Annotated in this window: 18 protein-coding genes; 10 read left to right on the forward strand and 8 right to left on the reverse strand. The window is 73.6% G+C overall.

The annotated features are described in order from the left end of the window. Positions 1–37 precede the first annotated feature (37 nt). The 4 genes from leuA (at position 38) to ACFC0B_RS27165 (ending at position 4558) form a co-directional block, all read left to right on the forward strand. Positions 38–1834 carry a 2-isopropylmalate synthase gene (gene leuA / locus ACFC0B_RS27150; RefSeq protein ID WP_376091021.1) on the forward strand — a complete coding sequence of 599 codons (1797 nt, stop codon included), beginning with the start codon at positions 38–40 and terminating at the stop codon, positions 1832–1834. Between the two features lie 280 nt (positions 1835–2114). Continuing rightward, entirely contained in the window at positions 2115–2768 is a 654-nt protein-coding gene (locus ACFC0B_RS27155) for a TerB family tellurite resistance protein (RefSeq protein ID WP_376091293.1), read from the forward strand. Between the two features lie 193 nt (positions 2769–2961). Beyond that, complete coding sequence (gene recO / locus ACFC0B_RS27160) at positions 2962–3708, forward strand: DNA repair protein RecO (RefSeq protein WP_376091024.1); 747 nt, start codon at positions 2962–2964, stop codon at positions 3706–3708. Between the two features lie 4 nt (positions 3709–3712). Continuing rightward, positions 3713–4558 carry an isoprenyl transferase gene (locus ACFC0B_RS27165; protein ID WP_376091027.1) on the forward strand — a complete coding sequence of 282 codons (846 nt, stop codon included), beginning with the start codon at positions 3713–3715 and terminating at the stop codon, positions 4556–4558. Between the two features lie 82 nt (positions 4559–4640). Here the strand turns inward: ACFC0B_RS27165 and ACFC0B_RS27170 are convergent, their stop codons facing one another. From ACFC0B_RS27170 to ACFC0B_RS27185, 4 genes are read right to left on the reverse strand one after another with little or no spacing between them, the layout of a single operon-like run. Beyond that, positions 4641–5051 carry a Fur family transcriptional regulator gene (locus tag ACFC0B_RS27170; protein ID WP_376091030.1) on the reverse strand — a complete coding sequence of 137 codons (411 nt, stop codon included), beginning with the start codon at positions 5049–5051 and terminating at the stop codon, positions 4641–4643. Positions 5052–5086: 35 nt separating this feature from the next. Continuing rightward, on the reverse strand, positions 5087–6031 hold the full coding sequence (locus ACFC0B_RS27175; RefSeq protein ID WP_376091033.1) for a metal ABC transporter permease: 945 nt from the start codon (positions 6029–6031) through the stop codon (positions 5087–5089). Beyond that, a complete protein-coding gene (locus tag ACFC0B_RS27180; protein WP_376091036.1) occupies positions 6028–6807 on the reverse strand; it encodes a metal ABC transporter ATP-binding protein in 780 nt (259 codons plus the stop codon). The genes ACFC0B_RS27175 and ACFC0B_RS27180 overlap by 4 nt, the downstream gene beginning before the upstream one ends. 13 nt (positions 6808–6820) lie before the next feature. Then, positions 6821–7804 carry a metal ABC transporter substrate-binding protein gene (locus ACFC0B_RS27185; protein WP_376091039.1) on the reverse strand — a complete coding sequence of 328 codons (984 nt, stop codon included), beginning with the start codon at positions 7802–7804 and terminating at the stop codon, positions 6821–6823. A gap of 191 nt (positions 7805–7995) precedes the next feature. Here ACFC0B_RS27185 and ACFC0B_RS27190 point away from each other — a divergent pair, with 191 nt between their 5' ends. After that, positions 7996–9378 carry a glycine--tRNA ligase gene (locus tag ACFC0B_RS27190; protein ID WP_376091042.1) on the forward strand — a complete coding sequence of 461 codons (1383 nt, stop codon included), beginning with the start codon at positions 7996–7998 and terminating at the stop codon, positions 9376–9378. A gap of 76 nt (positions 9379–9454) precedes the next feature. Here ACFC0B_RS27190 and ACFC0B_RS27195 read toward each other — a convergent pair whose 3' ends face one another. The 3 genes from ACFC0B_RS27195 to ACFC0B_RS27205 all read right to left on the reverse strand — a co-directional run bounded on the left by ACFC0B_RS27195 (position 9455) and on the right by ACFC0B_RS27205 (position 11582). Beyond that, a complete protein-coding gene (locus tag ACFC0B_RS27195) occupies positions 9455–10723 on the reverse strand; it encodes a hypothetical protein (RefSeq protein ID WP_376091045.1) in 1269 nt (422 codons plus the stop codon). Positions 10724–10791: 68 nt separating this feature from the next. Continuing rightward, positions 10792–10971, reverse strand: a complete 180-nt coding sequence (locus ACFC0B_RS27200) for a hypothetical protein (RefSeq protein WP_376091048.1) — start codon at positions 10969–10971, stop codon at positions 10792–10794. Further along, a complete protein-coding gene (locus ACFC0B_RS27205; RefSeq protein WP_376091051.1) occupies positions 10968–11582 on the reverse strand; it encodes an NADAR family protein in 615 nt (204 codons plus the stop codon). Before ACFC0B_RS27205 ends, ACFC0B_RS27200 begins: the two co-directional genes overlap by 4 nt. A gap of 197 nt (positions 11583–11779) precedes the next feature. On the opposite strand from ACFC0B_RS27205, the gene ACFC0B_RS27210 reads away from it, so the two are divergent. The 4 genes from ACFC0B_RS27210 (at position 11780) to ACFC0B_RS27225 (ending at position 15961) form a co-directional block, all read left to right on the forward strand. Continuing rightward, positions 11780–14104, forward strand: coding sequence for a hypothetical protein (locus ACFC0B_RS27210; protein ID WP_376091054.1), 2325 nt, complete (start codon positions 11780–11782; stop codon positions 14102–14104). 162 nt (positions 14105–14266) lie between these two features. Further along, positions 14267–14653 (forward strand): VOC family protein, encoded by a 387-nt coding sequence (locus ACFC0B_RS27215; RefSeq protein ID WP_376091296.1) that lies wholly within the window; start codon positions 14267–14269, stop codon positions 14651–14653. 502 nt (positions 14654–15155) lie between these two features. Beyond that, positions 15156–15695, forward strand: coding sequence for an RNA polymerase sigma factor (locus ACFC0B_RS27220; RefSeq protein WP_376091057.1), 540 nt, complete (start codon positions 15156–15158; stop codon positions 15693–15695). Then, positions 15695–15961, forward strand: a complete 267-nt coding sequence (locus ACFC0B_RS27225) for a hypothetical protein (protein WP_376091059.1) — start codon at positions 15695–15697, stop codon at positions 15959–15961. Before ACFC0B_RS27220 ends, ACFC0B_RS27225 begins: the two co-directional genes overlap by 1 nt. 62 nt (positions 15962–16023) lie before the next feature. On the opposite strand, the gene ACFC0B_RS27230 is transcribed toward ACFC0B_RS27225, so the two are convergent. Next, on the reverse strand, positions 16024–17496 hold the full coding sequence (locus ACFC0B_RS27230) for an MFS transporter (RefSeq protein WP_376091062.1): 1473 nt from the start codon (positions 17494–17496) through the stop codon (positions 16024–16026). A gap of 100 nt (positions 17497–17596) precedes the next feature. On the opposite strand from ACFC0B_RS27230, the gene ACFC0B_RS27235 reads away from it, so the two are divergent. Continuing rightward, the gene (locus tag ACFC0B_RS27235) at positions 17597–18565 is read left to right on the forward strand and encodes a helix-turn-helix transcriptional regulator (protein ID WP_376091065.1); all 969 of its coding nucleotides are present in this window, start codon (positions 17597–17599) and stop codon (positions 18563–18565) included. The last annotated feature ends 368 nt before the right edge of the window (positions 18566–18933 follow it).

Here is an 18933-nt window from a genome sequence, read left to right on the forward strand (position 1 = left end):
CCGCACCACGCATCACAGGAAGCCGAGACTCACCTCCATGACCGAGCAGAGCTCCGCCGCGCCCGTTCCCGCCGCCCGCGCGTTCGTCGACCGTCCCACCCCGATCACCGCCGGCTCGGTACGCCAGCGGCCGTCCGGCATGCGGCACGGCCGCTACCTGCCCTTCGGCACCGTCGACCTGCCGGACCGCACCTGGCCGTCGAAGGTGATCACCAAGGCGCCGCGCTGGCTCTCCACCGACCTGCGGGACGGCAACCAGGCGCTGATCGACCCGATGTCCCCGGCCCGCAAGCGCAAGATGTTCGACCTGCTGGTCGCGATGGGCTACAAGGAGATCGAGGTCGGCTTCCCCTCCTCCGGGGCCACCGACCACGCCTTCGTGCGCTCGCTGATCGAGGAGGGGGCGATCCCGGAGGACGTCACCATCTCGGTGCTGACCCAGGCGCGCGAGGAGCTGATCGAGAAGACGATCGAGTCGCTGATCGGCGCGCCGCGCGCGACCGTGCACCTGTACAACGCGACCGCGCCGCTGTTCCGCCGGGTGGTGTTCCGCAACGACCGGGCGGCCACCAAGGCGATCGCCACCGACGGCACCCGGCTGGTGATGGAGTACGCCGAGAAGCTGCTGGGCGGGGACACCGTCTTCGGCTACCAGTACTCGCCGGAGATCTTCGTCGACACCGAGCTGGACTTCGCGCTGGAGGTCTGCGAGGCGGTCATGGACGTCTGGCAGCCGGGCGAGGGCCGCGAGATCATCCTGAACCTGCCGGCCACCGTCGAGCGGGCCACCCCGAACGTCCAGGCCGACCAGTTCGAGTGGATGTCGCGCCACCTGTCGCGCCGCGAGTTCGTCTGCCTGTCGGTGCACCCGCACAACGACCGGGGCACCGCCGTCGCCTCCGCCGAGCTGGCCTACATGGCCGGCGCCGACCGGATCGAGGGCTGCCTGTTCGGGCAGGGCGAGCGGACCGGCAACGTCGACCTGGTGACCCTGGGCATGAACCTGTTCTCGCAGGGCATCGACCCGCAGATCGACTTCTCCGACATCGACGAGGTCCGCCGCACCGCCGAGTACTGCAACCAGATGGAGGTGCACCCGCGCCACCCGTACGCCGGCGACCTGGTGTACACCTCCTTCTCCGGCTCGCACCAGGACGCCATCAAGAAGGGCTTCGACGTCCTGGCGGCGGACGCGGCCGCGGCGGGCGTGCCGATCGAGGAGCACACCTGGGGCGTGCCGTACCTGCCGATCGACCCGAAGGACGTCGGCCGCACCTACGAGGCGGTCATCCGGGTCAACAGCCAGTCCGGCAAGGGCGGCGTGGCGTACGTGCTGAAGAACGACCACAAGCTGGACCTGCCGCGCCGGATGCAGATCGAGTTCTCCCGGATCATCCAGACGATGACCGACGCCGAGGGCGGCGAGGTCACCCCGGCCGAGATCTGGCGGGTCTTCGAGGACGAGTACCTGCCGACCACGGCGAACCCGTGGGGCCGGATCTCGCTGAGCGGCTCGCGCACCCTGACCACCGAGGACGGCCGGGACGCGCTGACCGCCGAGGCCGTGGTGGACGGCGCGCCGGTCACCCTGGCCGGTACCGGCAACGGCCCGGTCTCGGCGTTCGCCGACGCGCTGGCGCAGATCGGCGTGGACGTCCGGGTGCTGGACTACGCCGAGCACGCGCTGAGCGAGGGCGGCGACGCCCAGGCCGCCGCGTACGTCGAGTGCGCGGTGGACGGCCGGGTGCTGTGGGGCGTCGGGATCGACGGCAACACCGTGCTGGCCTCGCTGAAGGCGATGATCAGCGCCGTCAACCGGGCGCGGCGCGGGTAGTTCGTACGAGTGGTGGTGGCCGGGCCGTCCCGTTCGGGGCGGCCCGGCGGCGTTCCCGGCGCGGGCGGGGCGGGCGCGGGGCCCGGGGCGCGCGCGCTGTGTCCTGCGCCACATTTTTTCCGGGTTCGGGCCGTTCGAAGTACTGACACCTGTCGGCAACCGTGGCAACATCGTCCCACCGGAAGGCCGGGCCGGTGGGACGGCCCGGCGGCCGGTCGCGTGACCTGCCCATTGTTGTGCAGGCCGCCTGCCATGTCTGGGGAGTGGCGCCGTGACAGGGATGTGGGGTGTTCGCCCGCGGTGGCGGACGGACGTTCTCGGTGACTTCTTCTGTCCAGGCTGCGGCGGGGACCGCAACTACCGCCGGCAGCACGGCCGGCGGTGGCTGCGGCTGCTGGGGACCCCGGTGCTTCCGCTCGGACCGGTGATCGGCAGCGTGCAGTGCACCAGCTGCCACGGCCGGTTCGGGGTGGAGAGCCTGGAGCAGCCCACCTGCGTACGCCTGGGCGGGATGCTGCGCGACGCGCAGTACACCGTCGCGCTGGCGCTGCTGGCCGCCGGCGGCACCGCGCACCGCGCGGCCCGCGAGGCCGCCTGCGCGGCGGTCCGGGACGCCGGGTTCGAGGACTGCGGCGAGGCCCAGGTGCTGGCCGCGCTGGCGGCGCTGTCCGGGCTCGGCGGCGAACTGTACGACGCGCACGGCATGGCCGGCGGGCTGGCCGTGGAACTGCACGCGGTGCTCGAACCGCTCGCCCCGCACCTCGCCCAGCCGGGCCGGGAGCGGCTGCTGCTGCAGGGCGCGGCGATCGCCCTGGCCGACGGCCGGTACCGGCCGCAGGAGCGGGACGCGCTGGACGCCGTCGGGCGCTGCCTGGACCTGCCGCAGGCGCGGGTGGGGGCGCTGCTGGAGGCGGCGACCCGGGCGCCGTACTAGACCATCCTTCCTTCCGGACCCCCACAAACCGGGCCCTGCCCCCCTCGGGCCCGCCGTGACCCGCACCGCTCGGCGACCCCCCACGGCCCGGTGCGGGCACACGGCTGTCGGTCGCGGCCGGGCGGCTGGGGGACAATGGTGGGATGTCCACACTGTTCGAGGCCCGCCGGGTCCGCTGCGGCGAGGCGGGCGCATGAGCCTGTTCCGGGACGACGGCGTGGTGCTCCGGGCGCAGAAGCTCGGCGAGGCCGACCGGATCATCACCCTACTCACCCGCAACCACGGCAAGGTGCGCGCGGTGGCGCGCGGGGTGCGCAAGACGAAGTCGAAGTTCGGCGCGCGCCTGGAACCGTTCTCGCACGTGGACGTGCAGTTCTTCAGCCGGGGGAGTGAGCTGATCGGGCGCGGGTTGCCGCTGTGCACCCAGGTGGAGACGATCGCCCCGTACGGCGGCCCGATCGTCGCCGACTACGGCCGCTACACCGCCGGCACGGCCATGCTGGAGACGGCGGAGCGGTTCGCCGAGAACGAGGGCCAGCCGGCCGTCCAGCAGTACCTGCTGCTGGTGGGGGGCCTGCGCACGCTGGCGGACGGGCTGCACGAGTCGCACCTGGTGCTGGACGCCTTCCTGCTGCGGTCGCTCGCCGTCAACGGGTACGGCGCGAGCTTCGACGACTGCGCCAAGTGCGGCATGGAGGGCCCCAACCGGTTCTTCTCGCTCCAGGCGGGCGGCGTGCTCTGCCCGGACTGCCGCGTGCCCGGTTGTGCCGTACCCTCCCCTGAGACACTGGTACTGCTCGGGGCGCTGCTGTCAGGGGACTGGCGGACGGCCGACGCCGCCGAGCCGAGGTACTGGCGGGAGGGCAGCGGCCTGGTCGCGGCCTATCTGCAGTGGCACCTGGAGCGGGGCATCCGCTCGATGAGATACGTGGAGAAGTGAGCACATGGCAGCGCGACGGCTCTTCGGCGGCGGCAAGCAGAGGGAGTACCTCCCCCCGACCCCGCACCCCAGCGGTGCCCGGCCCCCGAAGATCCCCGGCGAGCTGGTCCCCAACCACGTCGCGATCGTCATGGACGGCAACGGCCGCTGGGCGAAGGAGCGCGGGCTGCCGCGCACCGAGGGCCACAAGGTCGGCGAGGGCGTCGTGCTGGACGTGCTGAAGGGCGCGATCGAGCTGGGCGTGAAGAACATCTCGCTGTACGCCTTCTCCACCGAGAACTGGAAGCGCTCACCCGACGAGGTGAAGTTCCTGATGAACTTCAACCGGGACGTCATCCACCGCCGCCGCGACGAGATGGACGCGATGGGCGTGCGGGTGCGCTGGGCGGGCCGGATGCCCAAGCTGTGGAAGAGCGTCGTCCAGGAGCTCCAGGTCGCCGAGGAGCAGACCAGGGACAACGACGCCGTCACGTTGTACATGTGCGTCAACTACGGGGGCCGGGCCGAGATCGCGGACGCCGCGGCGGCGGTCGCGGCCGATGTGGCGGCGGGCCGGCTGGACCCGAAGAAGGTCAACGAGAAGACCCTCGCCAAGTACCTGTACCACCCGGACATGCCGGACGTGGACCTCTTCCTGCGCCCCAGCGGCGAGCAGCGGACGTCCAACTTCCTGCTCTGGCAGTCGGCGTACGCGGAGTTCGTGTTCCAGGACGTGCTCTGGCCGGACTTCGACCGCCGCGACCTGTGGCGGGCCTGCGAGCAGTTCGCGATGCGCGACCGCCGGTTCGGCGGGGCGATCCCCAACGAGGTGCCGGCCGAGCTGGCCGCCGAGGTACCGGCGCAGCGCTGAGCGCGGGCGGCACCCGGGAAGCACGCGGAAGGGCCCGCGGGAGTCGTCTCCCGCGGGCCCTTCGCGCCGTTCCGGTGCGGGATCAGTCCCGCTTGGCGCACTCCGCGCAGGTGCCGAAGATCTCCAGGGTGTGCGCGATGTCGCTGAACCCGTGCTCGGCGGCGACCGAGTTGGCCCAGCGCTCGACGGCCGGGCCCTCGACCTCGACGGTGGCGCCGCACTGCCGGCAGACCAGGTGGTGGTGGTGCCCGCTGCTGCACCGGCGGTAGACGGCCTCGCCGTCGGCGGTGCGCAGGACGTCCACCTCACCGGCGTCGGCGAGCGACTGGAGCGTCCGGTAGACGGTGGTGAGGCCGACCGAGTCGCCCCGGTGCTTCAGCATGTCGTGGAGCTCCTGCGCGCTGCGGAAGTCCTCGATCTCGTCCAGGACCGCCGAGACGGCGGCGCGCTGCCGGGTCGATCGGGCTCGCGGCGACGGGCCTGCGGTGGTCACCGTGGGTCCTCCTGGTGGTGTGGGCGTGTGGCACCTCATTGTGCCAGCCCCGCACCGGGCCCCGGAGTGATCGCGTCGGCCCGCCCCGGGGCGCCCGTCCCGGCCCGCTGCGGGTCGGGCAGCCGGACGTCGCAGACCTGCGGTCCGGCGTCGGGGACGCCGCGGTGCCGGCGCCGGGCGAGCGGTGCGGCGATCGCGCTGAACACCGCGAACACCGCGATGGCGAGCAGCACGATGGCCGGTCCGGACGGCACGTCGAGCTGGTAGGAGCCGGTGACGCCGGCCAGTGCGACGATCACGCCGACCGCGATGGCGCCGGCCTGGGTCGCGGCGAAGGAGCGGGTGAGCTGCTGGGCGGCCGCCACCGGGACCACCATCAGGGCGCTGACCAGCAGCAGGCCGACCACCCGCATGGCGACGGTCACGGTGACCGCGGCCATCACCGCGAGCAGCAGGTTGAGCAGCCGCACCGGGACGCCGGTGACCTTGGCGAAGTCCTCGTCCTGGCAGATCGCGAAGAGCTGGCGGCGCAGGCCGAGGGTGACGCCGACGACGACGGCGCCGAGCGCGGCGATGGTGGCGAGGTCGGCGGGGGAGACGGTCAGGATGGAGCCCCAGAGGTAGCTCTCCAGCGAACCGGCGCCCGCCTGGGCGGACTTGGAGACCAGCAGCTTGCCGCAGGCCATGCCGCCGTAGAAGAGCATCGCGAGGGCGATGTCGCCGCGCTGGTTGCCGCGGGAGCGGACCAGCTCCATGGTGACGGCGCCGAGCACGCAGACCAGGACGGCCATCCAGACCGGGCTGGTCTGGAAGATGAAGCCGAGGCCGACGCCGGTCATCGCGACGTGGCCCATGCCGTCGCCCATCAGGGCCTGGCGGCGCTGCACCAGGTAGATGCCGACGGCGGGGGCGGTGATGCCGACCAGGACGGCGGCGATCAGCGCCCGCTGCATGAAGTCGTAGCTGAGCATCTCGGTCATGACAGCAGTCCCCGGATCCGTTCGTGGTCGTGGCCGTGGTCGGCGTGCGGGTGGACGTGGTCGTGGCCGGGCAGGGCGTGCAGGCCGGTGTTGGGGACGGGCGGGCCGTCGTGCGCGACGCAGCCGTCGCGGAGCACCACGGCGCGGTCGATCAGCGGTTCCAGCGGGCCGAGTTCGTGCAGCACCAGCAGCACGGCGGCGCCGCGCGCGACCTCGGCGCGCAGGGTGTCGGCGAGCACCTGCTGGCTGGCGGCGTCCACGCCGGCCATCGGCTCGTCCATGATCAGCAGGTCGGGGGCGCCGGCCAGCGCGCGGGCGATCAGCACCCGCTGCTGCTGGCCGCCGGAGAGGTCGGCGACGCCGTCGCCGGCCCGGTCGAGCATGCCGACGGCGGCCAGCGCGCGGTCCACGGCGGTGCGGTCGGCGCGGCGGAACGGCAGCAGCCGGTGCAGCGGCAGCCGGCCGGTGGAGACGACCTCGCGCACGGTGGCGGGGACGCCGGAGGCGGCGGTGGTGCGCTGCGGGACGTAGCCGATCCGGTGCCAGGCGCGGAACCGGGCGAGCGGGGTGCCGAACAGTTCCAGGCCGCCGCGCTCCAGCGGGACGGCGCCGGTGACGGCCTTGACGGTGGTGGACTTGCCGGAGCCGTTGGCGCCGAGCAGGGCGACCACCTCGCCGGGGCGGACGGTGAGGTCGACGCCGCGCAGCACCGGCCGCCCGCCGCGCGAGGCGACGGCGTCGTGCAAGCGGACGGCCGGGGGTGTCGGGGGAGTCATGCCGGTGGTCCCGTCAGCTGGTGGGGGTGGCGGTGGCGCCCGGGCCGGCGGTGGCGCCCGCGCCCAGGGCGGTCTGCAGGTTGGCCAGGTTCTGCCGCATGACCGTGAGGTAGTTCTCCTTGCCCGGGTCCTTGACGCCCTCCAGCGGGTCGAGGACGGCGGTCCTGAGGCCGAGGTCCTTGGCGACGGTCTCGGCGAGCTTGGGGCTGACCAGGGTCTCGAAGAAGATCGTGGTGGCGCTGTTCTCCTTGGCGGCCTTCTGGACGTCGGCGAGCCGGGCCGGGGTGGGCTCGGAGTCGGGGTCGACGCCGTTGATGGCGACCTGGGTGAGGCCGTAGGCCTCGGCGAGGTAGCCGAAGGCGGCGTGGCTGGTGACGAAGGTGCGGGTCTTGGCGTCCTTCAGCCCGTCCTTGAACTCCTGGTCCAGGGCGGTGAGCCGGCCGACCAGCTCGTCGGTGTTGCGCCGGTAGTCGTCGGCGTGCGCCGGGTCGGCCTGGGCGAACCCGTCGCCGACGCTCCGGGCCACGGCGGCGTAGCGGGTCGGGTCGAGCCAGATGTGCGGGTCGCCGGCGGCCTCGTCGTGGTGGTCGTGGCCGTCGCCCTCGGCGTGGTCCTCCGGGAGGTGGTGGTCCTCCAGCGGGGCGGCGGCGGTGGCGTCGATCTTGTACCGGGCCTCGGAGCCGGCGACCGCCTTGTCGACGGTGGGCTGCAGGCCCTTGAGGTAGACGACCGCGTCGGCCTTCTGGACGCGTCCCACCTGCTTGGCGGTGAGTTCGAGGTCGTGCGGCTCGACGCCGGCGGCGGTCAGGCCGGTGACCTTCACGTGCTCGCCGCCGATCGTCGAGGCGAGGTACTCCATCGGGTAGAAGGACGCGACGACGTCCAGCTTGCCGTCCGCGCCCTGCGCGCCGCTGCCGCAGGCCGTCAGGGCGAGGGCGGCGGCGAGGGCGGTGGCGGTCAGGGCCAGGGTGCTGCGAGCACGTCGTCGGATCATCATGACAACCATTCTCAGATTAGATGGAAATGATTGTCAAATCACTCGGACGGGTGAACGTATGGTGACGGTGAGTGGGCCGGTACCGGCGATACCGATTTGAACCCTGTACCCATATGGCCGGTAACCTGAGGTATTCGGGTACGCGCAACCAGCCGTGCCCTGACCGTGCCGTACGTACTGAAGAGAGCACTGTGGCAGCCGACAAGATCGAGACGATCGTCAGCCTGAGCAAGCGCCGTGGCTTCGTCTACCCCTGCAGCGAGATCTACGGCGGCACGCGTGCCGCCTGGGACTACGGTCCGCTGGGCGTCGAGCTCAAGGAGAACATCAAGCGCCAGTGGTGGCGCGCGATGGTCCAGGCCCGCGAGGACGTCGTCGGACTCGACTCGTCGGTGATCCTGGCCCGCGAGGTCTGGGAGGCGTCCGGCCACGTCCAGACCTTCAACGACCCGCTGACCGAGTGCCTCTCCTGCCACAAGCGCCACCGGGCCGACCACCTGGAGGAGAAGTACGAGGCCAAGCACGGCTTCCCGCCGCCGAACGGCCTGCAGGACATCAACTGCCCCGACTGCGGCACCAAGGGCCAGTTCACCGAGCCCAAGGACTTCTCGGGCATGCTGAAGACCCACCTCGGCGTCACCGAGGAGGCGAGCGGCCTGGCGTACCTGCGCCCGGAGACCGCCCAGGGCATCTTCACCAACTTCAAGGCCGTCCAGACCACCTCGCGCAAGAAGCCGCCGTTCGGCATCGCCCAGGTCGGCAAGAGCTTCCGCAACGAGATCACGCCCGGCAACTTCATCTTCCGGACCCGCGAGTTCGAGCAGATGGAGATGGAGTTCTTCGTCAAGCCGGGCGAGGACGAGCAGTGGCACGAGTACTGGCTGCAGCAGCGCTGGGACTGGTACGTCGGCCTCGGCCTGCGCACCGAGAACATGCGCCTGTTCGAGCACCCGAAGGAGAAGCTCTCCCACTACGCCAAGCGCACGGTGGACATCGAGTACCGCTTCAACTTCGGCGGCACCGAGTTCTCCGAGCTGGAGGGCATCGCCAACCGCACCGACTACGACCTGACGGTGCACAGCGAGGCCTCCGGCCAGGACCTCAAGTACTTCGACCAGGAGTCCGGCGAGCGGTACTTCCCGTTCGTCATCGAGCCGGCGGCCGGCCTCAACCGCGCCATGCTGGCCTTCCTGATCGACGCCTACTTCGAGGACGAGGCGCCGAACGCCAAGGGCGTCATGGAGAAGCGCGTCGGCATGCGGCTCGACCCGCGGCTGGCCCCGGTCAAGGTCGCGGTGCTGCCGCTGTCGCGCAACGCCGACCTCTCGCCGAAGGCCCGCGGCCTGGCCGCCGACCTGCGCACCGCCTGGAACGTCGAGTTCGACGACGCCGGCGCCATCGGCAAGCGCTACCGCCGCCAGGACGAGATCGGCACGCCGTTCTGCGTGACGGTCGACTTCGACACCCTGGAGGACAACGCGGTGACCGTGCGCGAGCGCGACACCATGACGCAGGAGCGCGTCTCGCTCGACCAGGTGAAGTCCTACCTGGCGGCGCGCCTCATCGGCTGCTGACGCCCCCCCCGCTCGCACGGAGCCCCCGCCGCCCTTTCCCGGGCGGCGGGGGCTCCGTGCTGTTCCCGGCCGTGTGCTACCTGCGGCCCCAGCGGGAGCGCGGGCGGGCGGCCGGGGCGGTCGGCAGGCCGGCCGTGCGCAGGGCGGCCAGCGTGGTGCGGTGGCGGACGGGATCGTCGAGCAGCGGCGTGAGCAGGGCCTCGTACAGGTCCGGACGGCCCGCCAGCGCGGCCGCCAGCCGGACCAGTTCGGCCGGCGGGCGGAGCGCCGGCAGCTCGCCCAGCAGCAGGGTCGGCAGCGGCGGGGCCATGGTGACGGCGAGCGCGGCGAGGTCCCCGGTGGGCCGGCCTGCCGCCTGGCGCAGCAGGGTCCGGGCGTCGGCGGCGCGGTCCGACCGGTAGAGCCCGGTGGCCAGCGCGGCCAGCTCGGGGGTCGGCGCGGAGCCCCACTCCCAGAGCAGGGTGGCGCCGTCGGCGTGCTGCCCGGCCCGCTCCAGCGCGTCCAGCAGCGCGGGCAGGGCGCCGGCCGGGCAGGAGCGGAACGCGTGGAACAGGTCGCCCGCCTCTTCGGCCAGCCCCGCCTGGCGCAGCTCGGCGAGGGTGGTGGCGGCGTGCTGGGGCCCGGCGTGGACGGCGCTGCGGACCAGGTGGACGGAGGCGCCGGCCGGTCCGCGCCGGGCGAGCAGGGCGGCCAGCTGGGCGGTGTCGTGCGGGGTGAGGTGCTCGGCGCCCTGGTCCAGGATGCCGGCGGCCTCCTCCGGGGTGGCCCGGCGGTACAGGGCGGTGATGCGCTCGGCCAGGGCGGACAGCTCGGCGGGGGAGCGGCGCCGGGGCGGGGCGGGGGGCGCCTGCTGCTCGGCGTCGGCCGGGCGGGCGTCGTGCGCGCCGGTGCTCCTGTTCCCGCTCCCGGGCTCTTGCCCCGCGCTCGGGCCGACGAGCATGTCGGTGGGCATGTCGACGGACATGTCGGTGGACATGTCGACGGACATGTCGGTGGGTGCGGTGGTGGGCGCGGCGGTGGGCTGGCGCGGGATCCACCGGCGCGGCGCCGGCTGCCGCAGCCGCTCCTCCAGCGTCTTCAGCTGGTCGCTCAGCTCCAGGCAGCGCGCGCCCAGCCCCTCGCGCAGGTTCCGCGCCTGGGCCAGCTGCCGCAGCAGCTCCCCGTCCGGGTGCTGCCGTTCGGGCAGCGCCTGCAGCGCCTCGGAGAGCCGCCGCTCGCGCTGCCCCGCGTACTGTCGGGCACGCAGTAACTCATCGAGCTGCGCCCTGAGTTCGAGAGCCGTTCGCTCGCCCTCGCTGCCGCCCGGATCGGGGGTGAGGGGCTGTTCCGTGTGCCGTGTACGCATGATCACCGCAACCTGTCCAACTCGGCCCTGACGGCAAGACATCCTCTCGTCGAAATGCGGCGCTGGCGTTACGGCAGTGCGTCCAGTGGCTTGCGAGTGGTGTCCAGGAGCGCACGGAGCGCGGGAGTGGTGAGCGACCCGGCGCACGCGCTCCGCAGGAGCGCCGCCTCGTAGGAGGCGTCGGCGGCCCATCGGACGGCCGCCCGGGCCGCCCGGGCCGCGACGGCGCCGAGGGCGGCGGTGGTCACCCGGCGGCGGTGCCGGTGGTCGTCCCGGCGGCCGACGCCAGTCGGGCGCGGGCCTCCATGAGGGCGAAGCCGAGCAAGTTCTGGCCGCGCCACTCGGCGGGGCGCCGGGCGCTCTCGTGGTCGGCGCCGAGGCCGATGCCCCAGATCCGGTCGAGCGGGCTGGCCTCCACCAGGACGCGCTGACGCGTCGACAGCAGATAGCCGCGGAGTTCCTCGTGGCCGCCGAACTTGGCCACGTTGCCCTCGACGACCAGCTCGAACCGCCCGGCCGTCCACGTCGTGTCGTCGAAGTTCCGGACCTGGCGGCCCAGCTTCTTCGCCTCGCCGGGGCCCGGTGCCGTGAGGATCCGGGCGAGCGTCCGCTCGTCCCCGAACATCCGGGCCTTGCCCGCCATCATCCAGTGCTCGGCGGTCGCGTACGCGACGCCGTCGACGGTGAACGGGTGGCCGGGCCACCACTGGCTCAGCACTCCGGGGCCGAGTGATCCGTCCCGCTGCTCCTGGTGGCCCCAGAACATCAGCCACTTGGGCTCCGCCCCGGCCGCCACGGCGGTGAGCAGGGCGGCGCGGTCGCGGGTCTCGACGGGGTCGATCGTGCGTTCGTCGCTCATATCGTCATAGTGACATGAAGGGGTGCGGTGCGGCCAACGGGTTTTCCCGGCCCCGTTTTGGCGGCGTGGCGGACGTCGGTGATCGACCGGTGAAGGTGTGTGACATATTATTCGGCTGGTCGAATTCGGACGTATCGTCATGATTCGGCCCGGAGGGCCCCTCACCCTCCCGTATCACCGCACATCTTGGAGTCCTCGTGAGAGACCGCACGCCACCCGACACGGGTCGGGAACACCCGGCACCCGACCACCGGCGCCGGCGCCTGCCCGGCCGGGCGGTCCTCGGCGCCCTCGCCGCCTCGATGCTGGCGCTCGCCCCCTCCGCCCCGCTCGCCGGGCCGTCGGCGCCGTCGACCGGTCCGGCCGCCAAGGCGGTCCGCGGCCTCGGGACCCAGCGGCCGATCGGCCCGGACCCGGTGGTCGACCTGCTGGCGCACGGCAACCTCACGATGGCGTCGAACTCGGTGCTGACCTGTGACGACAGCGACGGCTCGGTCTGCAACGACACCGAGGGCACCAACAACAACCGCACCAAGTACGTGAAGATCGACCCGAACGCGCCCGGCAACAACGCGTCCTCCGCGCAGCTGGTGATCCCGGCCGGGGCCCAGGTGCTGTCGGCCCGCCTGTACTGGCAGTTCAACCCGACCAACACCAGCACCGCGGGCGGCACCTCCGGGGACATCAACACCGGCAACCTGGTGTCCTGGAAGGTCCCGGGCAGCGCCTCCTACGAGCAGCTGACCGCCGACACCTACGACTGGTTCGACCAGCAGGTCGGCGGCAACCCGCCGGAGCCGCTGCTGGCCGGGGCGGGCGTCAAGGACGTCACCGCCCAGGTGAAGGCCGCCGGCCCGGGCAGCTACACCGTCGCGGACATCCAGGCGTGCGCCGGGCGGTCCTCCGCCCAGAACTTCGGCGGCAACAACGTCGGCTGCTGGGGCGGCTGGTCGCTGGTCGTCGCCTACGAGAACCAGGCGGAGCCGCTGCGCTACCTCAACATCTGGGACGGCTTCCAGCTGCTGCGCAGCCCCGACAACCTGGCGACGCTCACCCTCTCCGGCATCCGCACGCCCGCGACGGCCCCGCCGGCCACCATGGGCGTCACCGTCGGCGACGGCGACGTGCCGATCGCCGGCGACCAGCTGCTGGTCGGCTCCTCGACCAGCAACCTGACGCTGCTGGAGATGCCCAACCCGGCCGGTGGCGTCACCACCGACAACGCCTTCACCAGCCGGATCGACCACGTCGCGACGGACGGGACCGGCACCAACATCACGACCCGCGACCCGGCGCCGGTCAACAACTACGGCTACGACGCCCGGATGATCGACGTCACCGGCAAGATCCCCGCGAGCAGCAACCAGGCCGTGCTCCAGATCAACGGCGCGGGCGACGCGCTGCACCCGCAGGCGGTCTGGCTCGCCGTCGACGCGCTGGAGCCGGACCTCCAGATCACCAAGGCCAACACCCCCGCGGGCAAGCCCGACGACAACCCGCCCGGCCTGGTCGACCCCGGCGCCGAGATCACCTACACCTTCACCCTCGCCAACCGGCACCCGGACGGGAGCAGCGGCGACCTCGACACCGCGACCGGCGTCACCCTGACCGACGTGCTGCCGGCCGGCACCACCTACGTCGAGGGCTCCGGCACCGGCTGCACCGCCTCCGGGCAGACCGTCACCTGCACCGCCGCCGACCTCGCGCCGGGCGCCGAGGCCACCATCTCCTTCCGGGCCAAGGTCGCCGCCGGGCTCGCGCCGGGCACCAAGCTCGACGACACCGCGTCCCTCTCCTACCGCGGTGCCCAGACCGGCCGCGACCAGCAGCGCACCAGCAACACCGTGCGCAACACCGTCACCGAGCACGCCGGCTACCGCCTCGCCAAGAGCGCGGACAAGAGCCAGGCCCTCCCGGGCGACACCGTCACGTACCACGTGGACATCACCAACACCGGCAACGCGGCGCTCACCGGACTGACCGTCACCGACGACCTGAGCGCCGTCCTCGACGACGCCACGTACAACGGGGACGCCACCGCGACCGCCGGACAGGTGTCCTACGCGCAGCCGGTGCTCAGCTGGACCGGCGACCTGGCGGTCGGCGGCAGCGCCCGGGTGACGTACACGGTGAAGGTGAAGGACCCGGCCGCCGGGGACCACACGCTGCGCAACACCGTGGTGGCCGACCGGCCCGGCGGCAACTGCCCGCCCGGTTCGACGGCGGGGGAGTGCACGGCCACGGTGACGGTGACCACGTCCTCGCCGTCCCCGACGGCCTCGCCGACGTCCTCCCCGACCGCCTCGCCCACCGCTGAGCCGACCGGCTCGCCGACGGCCTCGCCGACCGCGACCGGCAGCCACAGCCCGCACCCGGCGCCCACCGGCAAGCCGCACCACCCGGGCGGCGGCCTCGCCGAGACGGGCAGCCAGGTCGCGCTGATCGGCGGCATCGGTGCCGCCGTCGCCCTCGGCGGCGCGGCCCTCGTCCTCGTCTCCCGCCGTCGGCGCCACCGGCACTGACGTCCGTCCGTGAAATGAAGGCGGCCCCACCGCGGTTGTCGGTGGGGCCGCCTTCCCCTTCACCCCGGAGCCGACGTGTCCCAGCCATCCGACGCTTCCCCCGCCCCCGCCCCCGCTCCCGCCCCCGCCCCCGCTCCTGATCCCGCCGTTCGTGAGCTCCGCCTGGTGGTCACGGCCGCCGACTACGAGCAGGCGCTGCACTTCTACCGCGACGTCCTCGGCCTGCCCGAACGCGGCGCCTTCGCCTCCCCCGACGGCCGGGTCACCATCCTCGAAGCCGGTCGCGCCACCCTGGAGATCGCCGACCCGGGCCACGCCGACTTCATCGACGAGGTGGAGGTCGGCCGCCGCGTCGCGGGCCACCTCCGGGTCGCCTTCCAGGTCGACGACTCCGCCGCCACCACCGCCCGGCTCGCCGCCGCCGGGGCCGAGGTGATCGCCGAGCCGGTCCGCACCCCCTGGAACTCGCTCAACTCCCGCCTGGAGGCCCCGGCCGCCCTCCAGCTCACGCTCTTCACCGAACTCGGCGAGCCCGCTGCCGAGGAGTGACCTCCTCGGCCCTCCGTCCCGGCCCTCCGTCCCGGCCCTCCTTCCCGGGCGACCTGATCGGGCGGCCTTCTGCCGGGCCACGTCGCGGGCGCGCTGCCGGAGCCGGCGGACGGCCGGGATCTCGTGGGGCCTCCCGCTCTCGGCCGAGGCCCCGGGCGAGGTGGGGCTGTGCGCCGGCGAGTTGCTCGCCAACGTCGCCGAGCACACCCGCGGGCCCTGCACCGTCACCGTGCGCCGGGCGGACGGTCTGCTGCGCGTCGAGATCGACGGCGCCGCCCCGTCCCTCCCACGCGGCGTGCCGGCTCCGGCTCCGTGCGGAGCGGTGGGGCCCCGAGGGAGCCGGGGTGAATCCTTCTGGGGGGTCGCCGCCTCTTATAGGCGGTTCCGGCGGGCGCCGGGGCGGACGAGGAGGCTGTGATGATGGTCTGGGTGGGCGTGGCGGTCGGCGCGGCGCTGGTCGTGATGTGCAGTGTGACGGTGCTGCGGAAGTGGGGGCGGCGGCGTGGCTGAGGTGCGGGAGTGGCCGGGGAGTTCGGTGGTGGCCGCGGCCCGGGACGGGGACGTGGAGGCGATCGCCGCCCTGGTGTCGGGGGCGCACCCGCACGTGCAGCGGTTCGCCCGCTCGCTGTGCGCGACGCCGGAGGACGCCGAGGACGCGGCGCAGGAGGCGCTGATCATCCTGTACCGCAAGATCGGGATGCTGCGGGCGACCGGGGCGCTCGCCTCGTGGATGTTCCGGATCGTGCGGAACGAGTGTCTGCGGCGGACCCGTTCGGTGCTGTGGGAGCGTACGGCGCCCGGTGGGGCGCCGTACCGGTCGGCCGAGGAGGAGGTGCTCGGGCGGCTGGAGGCCGGGCGGGTCGCGGAGGCGATCGCCGCGCTGCCGGAGGACCAGCGGCGGGTGCTGATCATGCGGGACGTCCAGGGGCTCAGCGGGCGGATGGTCGCCGATGTGCTGGGGCTCAGCACGGCGGCCATGAAGTCGCGGCTGCACCGGGCGCGGGCCTCGGTCCGGGCGATCACCGTCGCAGGGGAGCGGTGATGGCCGGGGACTCGGGGTACGGCAGCCGGACGCTGGCCAGGCACCTGGCGCGCGGCGGGGTGGGATTCGCGGCGTTGCTGGGGGCGTTCGCGCTGCTGCCGTTCGCCGGCCCGGTGGCGCTGCTCCTGCTGCCGGTCGGGCTGCTCGCCTTCCGCGGCTGTCCGACGTGCTGGGTGATCGGGCTGGTGGAGACGGTGTCGCGGGGGCGGCTGCAGCGGGAGTGCGTCGACGGCCGGTGCGAGTTGCGCAAGGGCGGGGCGGCGTAGGCGGGTCGCGGCCACCCCGGGGAGGGGTGGCCGCGACGGGGCCGGGGACCCAGGACCGGCCGTCAGCCGATGGAACGGGGGAGGCGGGTCGTCAGGTAGAAGACGGTGAACGAGCCCAGGAGCTGGATGCCCAGGCAGAGGGCGAGCGCGCGGTCCATGCCGAGGCCGGGCGAGAGGGCCAGGTAGAGCGAGCCCAGGGTGGCGACGCCCAGGGCCAGGCTGGACTGCTGGCTGGTGGCGAGCACGCCGCTGCCCACGCCCGCCCGGTCGGCGGGGACCTTGGAGAGGACGACGCGGAACAGCGGGGTGCCGATCAGGCCCTGCCCGATGCCGGCGAGGGCGACGCCCGGGACCATCCGCAGCGGGGAGAAGCCCTCCGGGTCGGCGAGCACGGTGACGGCCAGGGTGGAGAGGCCGACGGCCTGGACGGCGGCGCCGGCGGTGAGGACGCGGCTGCCGAACCGGCCGATCAGGCGCGGGCCGGAGAGCGAGGCGGTGAAGTAGCCGACGGCCATCGGGACCAGCGCCCAGCCGGCCGCGACCGGGCCGAGGTGCAGGCCCTGCTGGAGGGCGACCGCGATGACGAACATGAAGCCGCCGAAGCCGCCGAAGTAGGGGAGGGCGATGCCGAGGCCGCGCCGCATCTCGGGGATGCGCAGCAGGGTGGGCGGCACCAGCGGGGTGTCGCCGCGGCGCTCGGCCCGGCGCTCGACCAGGGCGAAGGCGGTGGCGAGCACGGGGAACAGCGCGAGCAGCACCCAGGACCAGAGCGGCCAGCCGGCGGCGCGGCCCTCCATCAGCGGGACCAGGAGGGACAGCAGGGTCCCGGTGAGCAGGACGGTGCCGGCGATGTCGATCCTGGCGGCCTGCTCGGCGCGGCTCTCCGGGACGAAGCGCAGGGCGAGGACGAGGGCCAGCAGGGCGAAGGGGACGTTCAGCAGGAAGACCGAGCGCCAGCCGCTGCCGAAGAGGTCGGCGGCGACCAGCATGCCGCCGAGCACCTGGCCGATGACCACCGAGATGCCGCCGACCGCGCCGTAGACCGAGAGCGCGCGACCGCGCCGGGCGCCGTGGGTGGCGGCGGTGATGGTGCCGAGGACCTGCGGGATCAGCAGCGCGGCGGACGCGCCCTGGGCGGCCCGGGCGGCGACCAGCGACCAGGCGCCGGGGGCGAGCCCGCAGGCGAGCGAGGTCACGGCGAAGGCGGCGGCCCCGGCGACGAAGACGCGGCGGCGGCCGAAGATGTCGCCCAGCCGGCCGCCGAGGACCAGCAGGACGGCGAAGGCGATGCCGTACCCGGCGGCGACCAGTTCCAGCACGGCGGGGCCGGCGGCGAGGTCGTGGTCGATGGTCGGCAGGGCGACGTTGACGATGAAGAAGTCGAGCATCGGGAGGAACGCCCCGAGCAGGACGGTGACCAGCCCGGCGGTGCCGAGGGAGGGGCCGGGGGGCGGGGAGGAGGGGGCCGAAGGGGCGGAGAGGGCGGCGGAGGAAGCGGGGGCGAGGGGCTCGGTGGCGGTCAGCTGCTGGGTCACGGTCCTACGATCCGCCGCGCCGCACCCTGGTACCAGAGTGTGCTTGTCCGGGTATAAGAAGTACCTGGAAACAGGATGGCGAGTGGCGCATCCTGGTGGAATGAGTCTGACCACCGCCACGGCCGGCACTGTCACGGCCGGCACCGCTACGGCCGGAACCGCGACGACCGGTACCACTACGGTCGGCACCGGGAGAGCGTCCGCCGATCCGCGGCGGCAGCAGCTGGCGGCGTTCCTGCGCAGCCGCCGGGAGCGGATCACCCCCGAGCAGGTGGGGCTGCCGATGACCGGCCGGCGGCGCACGCCGGGGCTGCGCCGCGAGGAGGTGGCGCAGCTCGCCGCCGTCGGGGTCACCTGGTACACGTGGCTGGAGCAGGGCCGCGAGATCCAGGTGTCCGTCCAGGTGCTGGACGCGGTGGCGCGGGCCCTGCTGCTCGATCCGAGCGAGCGGGCCCATCTGTTCACGCTGGCCGGGGCGGAGGACCCGGCGCCGGTGCGGGAGTGCCTGACCGTCACGCCGGGCATCCGGCTGACGCTGGACCGGATGGCGCCCTACCCGGCCGCGGTGATCAACTCCCGCTACGACGTGCTGGCCTGCAACGCCCAGTACACCGGGATCGTCGGCGACCTGGAGGCGATGCCCCCGGAGGACCGCAATCTGATGTGGCTGGCGTTCACCCCCTCGCGCTTCCGCGACGTGCTGGTGGACCACGAGGACGAGCGCGAGGTCATGGTGGCCCGGTTCCGTTCGGGGATGGGCGACCACGGGGGCGAGCCCGCCTGGCGGGCGCTGCTCTGCCGGCTGCGCCAGGCCTCCCCGGTCTTCGACGAGGCCTGGCAGCGGCACGACGTGCTGCGGCCGGGGAACGGGCTGAAGCGCTTCCTCCTGCCGGAGGTGGGGATGCTGCGCTTCGACTACACGAGCTTCTGGCTGGGCCCGTCCCAGGGCTCGCGGATGGTGGTCTACACCCCGAAGGACGAGGAGACCGCCGCGCTGGTGGGCCGGCTGCCCGCCCGGCTGCCGTCGGCCGGTCCCACGGCGCCGGCCCCGGCGGTGCGGACCCGCTGACGGCCGCCCGGCGCGGGCCAGCCCGAGGGTCAGGCAGAGCGCGGCGAGCGGGAGTTCGACGCAGCCCGCCATCACCAGCGCGGCGAGCGCCTCGACGCCCGGGGCCGCGGTGGCGATGTCGACCAGGGCGTCGCCCGCGAGCAGCAGGGCGACCACGGCGGCGGGCACGACGGCGCCCGGCCGGCGGTGGCGCAGCACGGCGTCCAGCCGGAGCAGGGCGGCGAACTGGCACAGGTCGAGGACGACCCACGCGGTCTCGCCGGCCGCCGCGAGCACCGCCACCCAGGGCAGCAGCGCGAAGGCCGCGAAGACGGGCACCCGCGCGGCGAACGGGGCGAGCGGGGGGAGGACGGGGCGGCCGGGCGTCA

Source organism: Kitasatospora sp. NPDC056184 (genome assembly GCF_042268405.1).
GTDB lineage: Bacteria > Actinomycetota > Actinomycetes > Streptomycetales > Streptomycetaceae > Kitasatospora.

Coding starts and splice junctions, on each gene's coding strand:
- ACFC0B_RS27205 (WP_376091051.1), bottom strand. CDS start 11,582: ATGAGCGACGAACGCACGATCGACCCCGTCGAGACCCGCGACCGCGCC.
- ACFC0B_RS27175 (WP_376091033.1), bottom strand. CDS start 6,031: ATGACCGAGATGCTCAGCTACGACTTCATGCAGCGGGCGCTGATCGCC.
- ACFC0B_RS27235 (WP_376091065.1), top strand. CDS start 17,597: ATGAGTCTGACCACCGCCACGGCCGGCACTGTCACGGCCGGCACCGCT.
- leuA (WP_376091021.1), top strand. CDS start 38: ATGACCGAGCAGAGCTCCGCCGCGCCCGTTCCCGCCGCCCGCGCGTTC.
- ACFC0B_RS27165 (WP_376091027.1), top strand. CDS start 3,713: ATGGCAGCGCGACGGCTCTTCGGCGGCGGCAAGCAGAGGGAGTACCTC.
- ACFC0B_RS27155 (WP_376091293.1), top strand. CDS start 2,115: ATGTGGGGTGTTCGCCCGCGGTGGCGGACGGACGTTCTCGGTGACTTC.
- ACFC0B_RS27225 (WP_376091059.1), top strand. CDS start 15,695: ATGGCCGGGGACTCGGGGTACGGCAGCCGGACGCTGGCCAGGCACCTG.
- ACFC0B_RS27195 (WP_376091045.1), bottom strand. CDS start 10,723: ATGCGTACACGGCACACGGAACAGCCCCTCACCCCCGATCCGGGCGGC.
- recO (WP_376091024.1), top strand. CDS start 2,962: ATGAGCCTGTTCCGGGACGACGGCGTGGTGCTCCGGGCGCAGAAGCTC.
- ACFC0B_RS27185 (WP_376091039.1), bottom strand. CDS start 7,804: ATGATGATCCGACGACGTGCTCGCAGCACCCTGGCCCTGACCGCCACC.
- ACFC0B_RS27180 (WP_376091036.1), bottom strand. CDS start 6,807: ATGACTCCCCCGACACCCCCGGCCGTCCGCTTGCACGACGCCGTCGCC.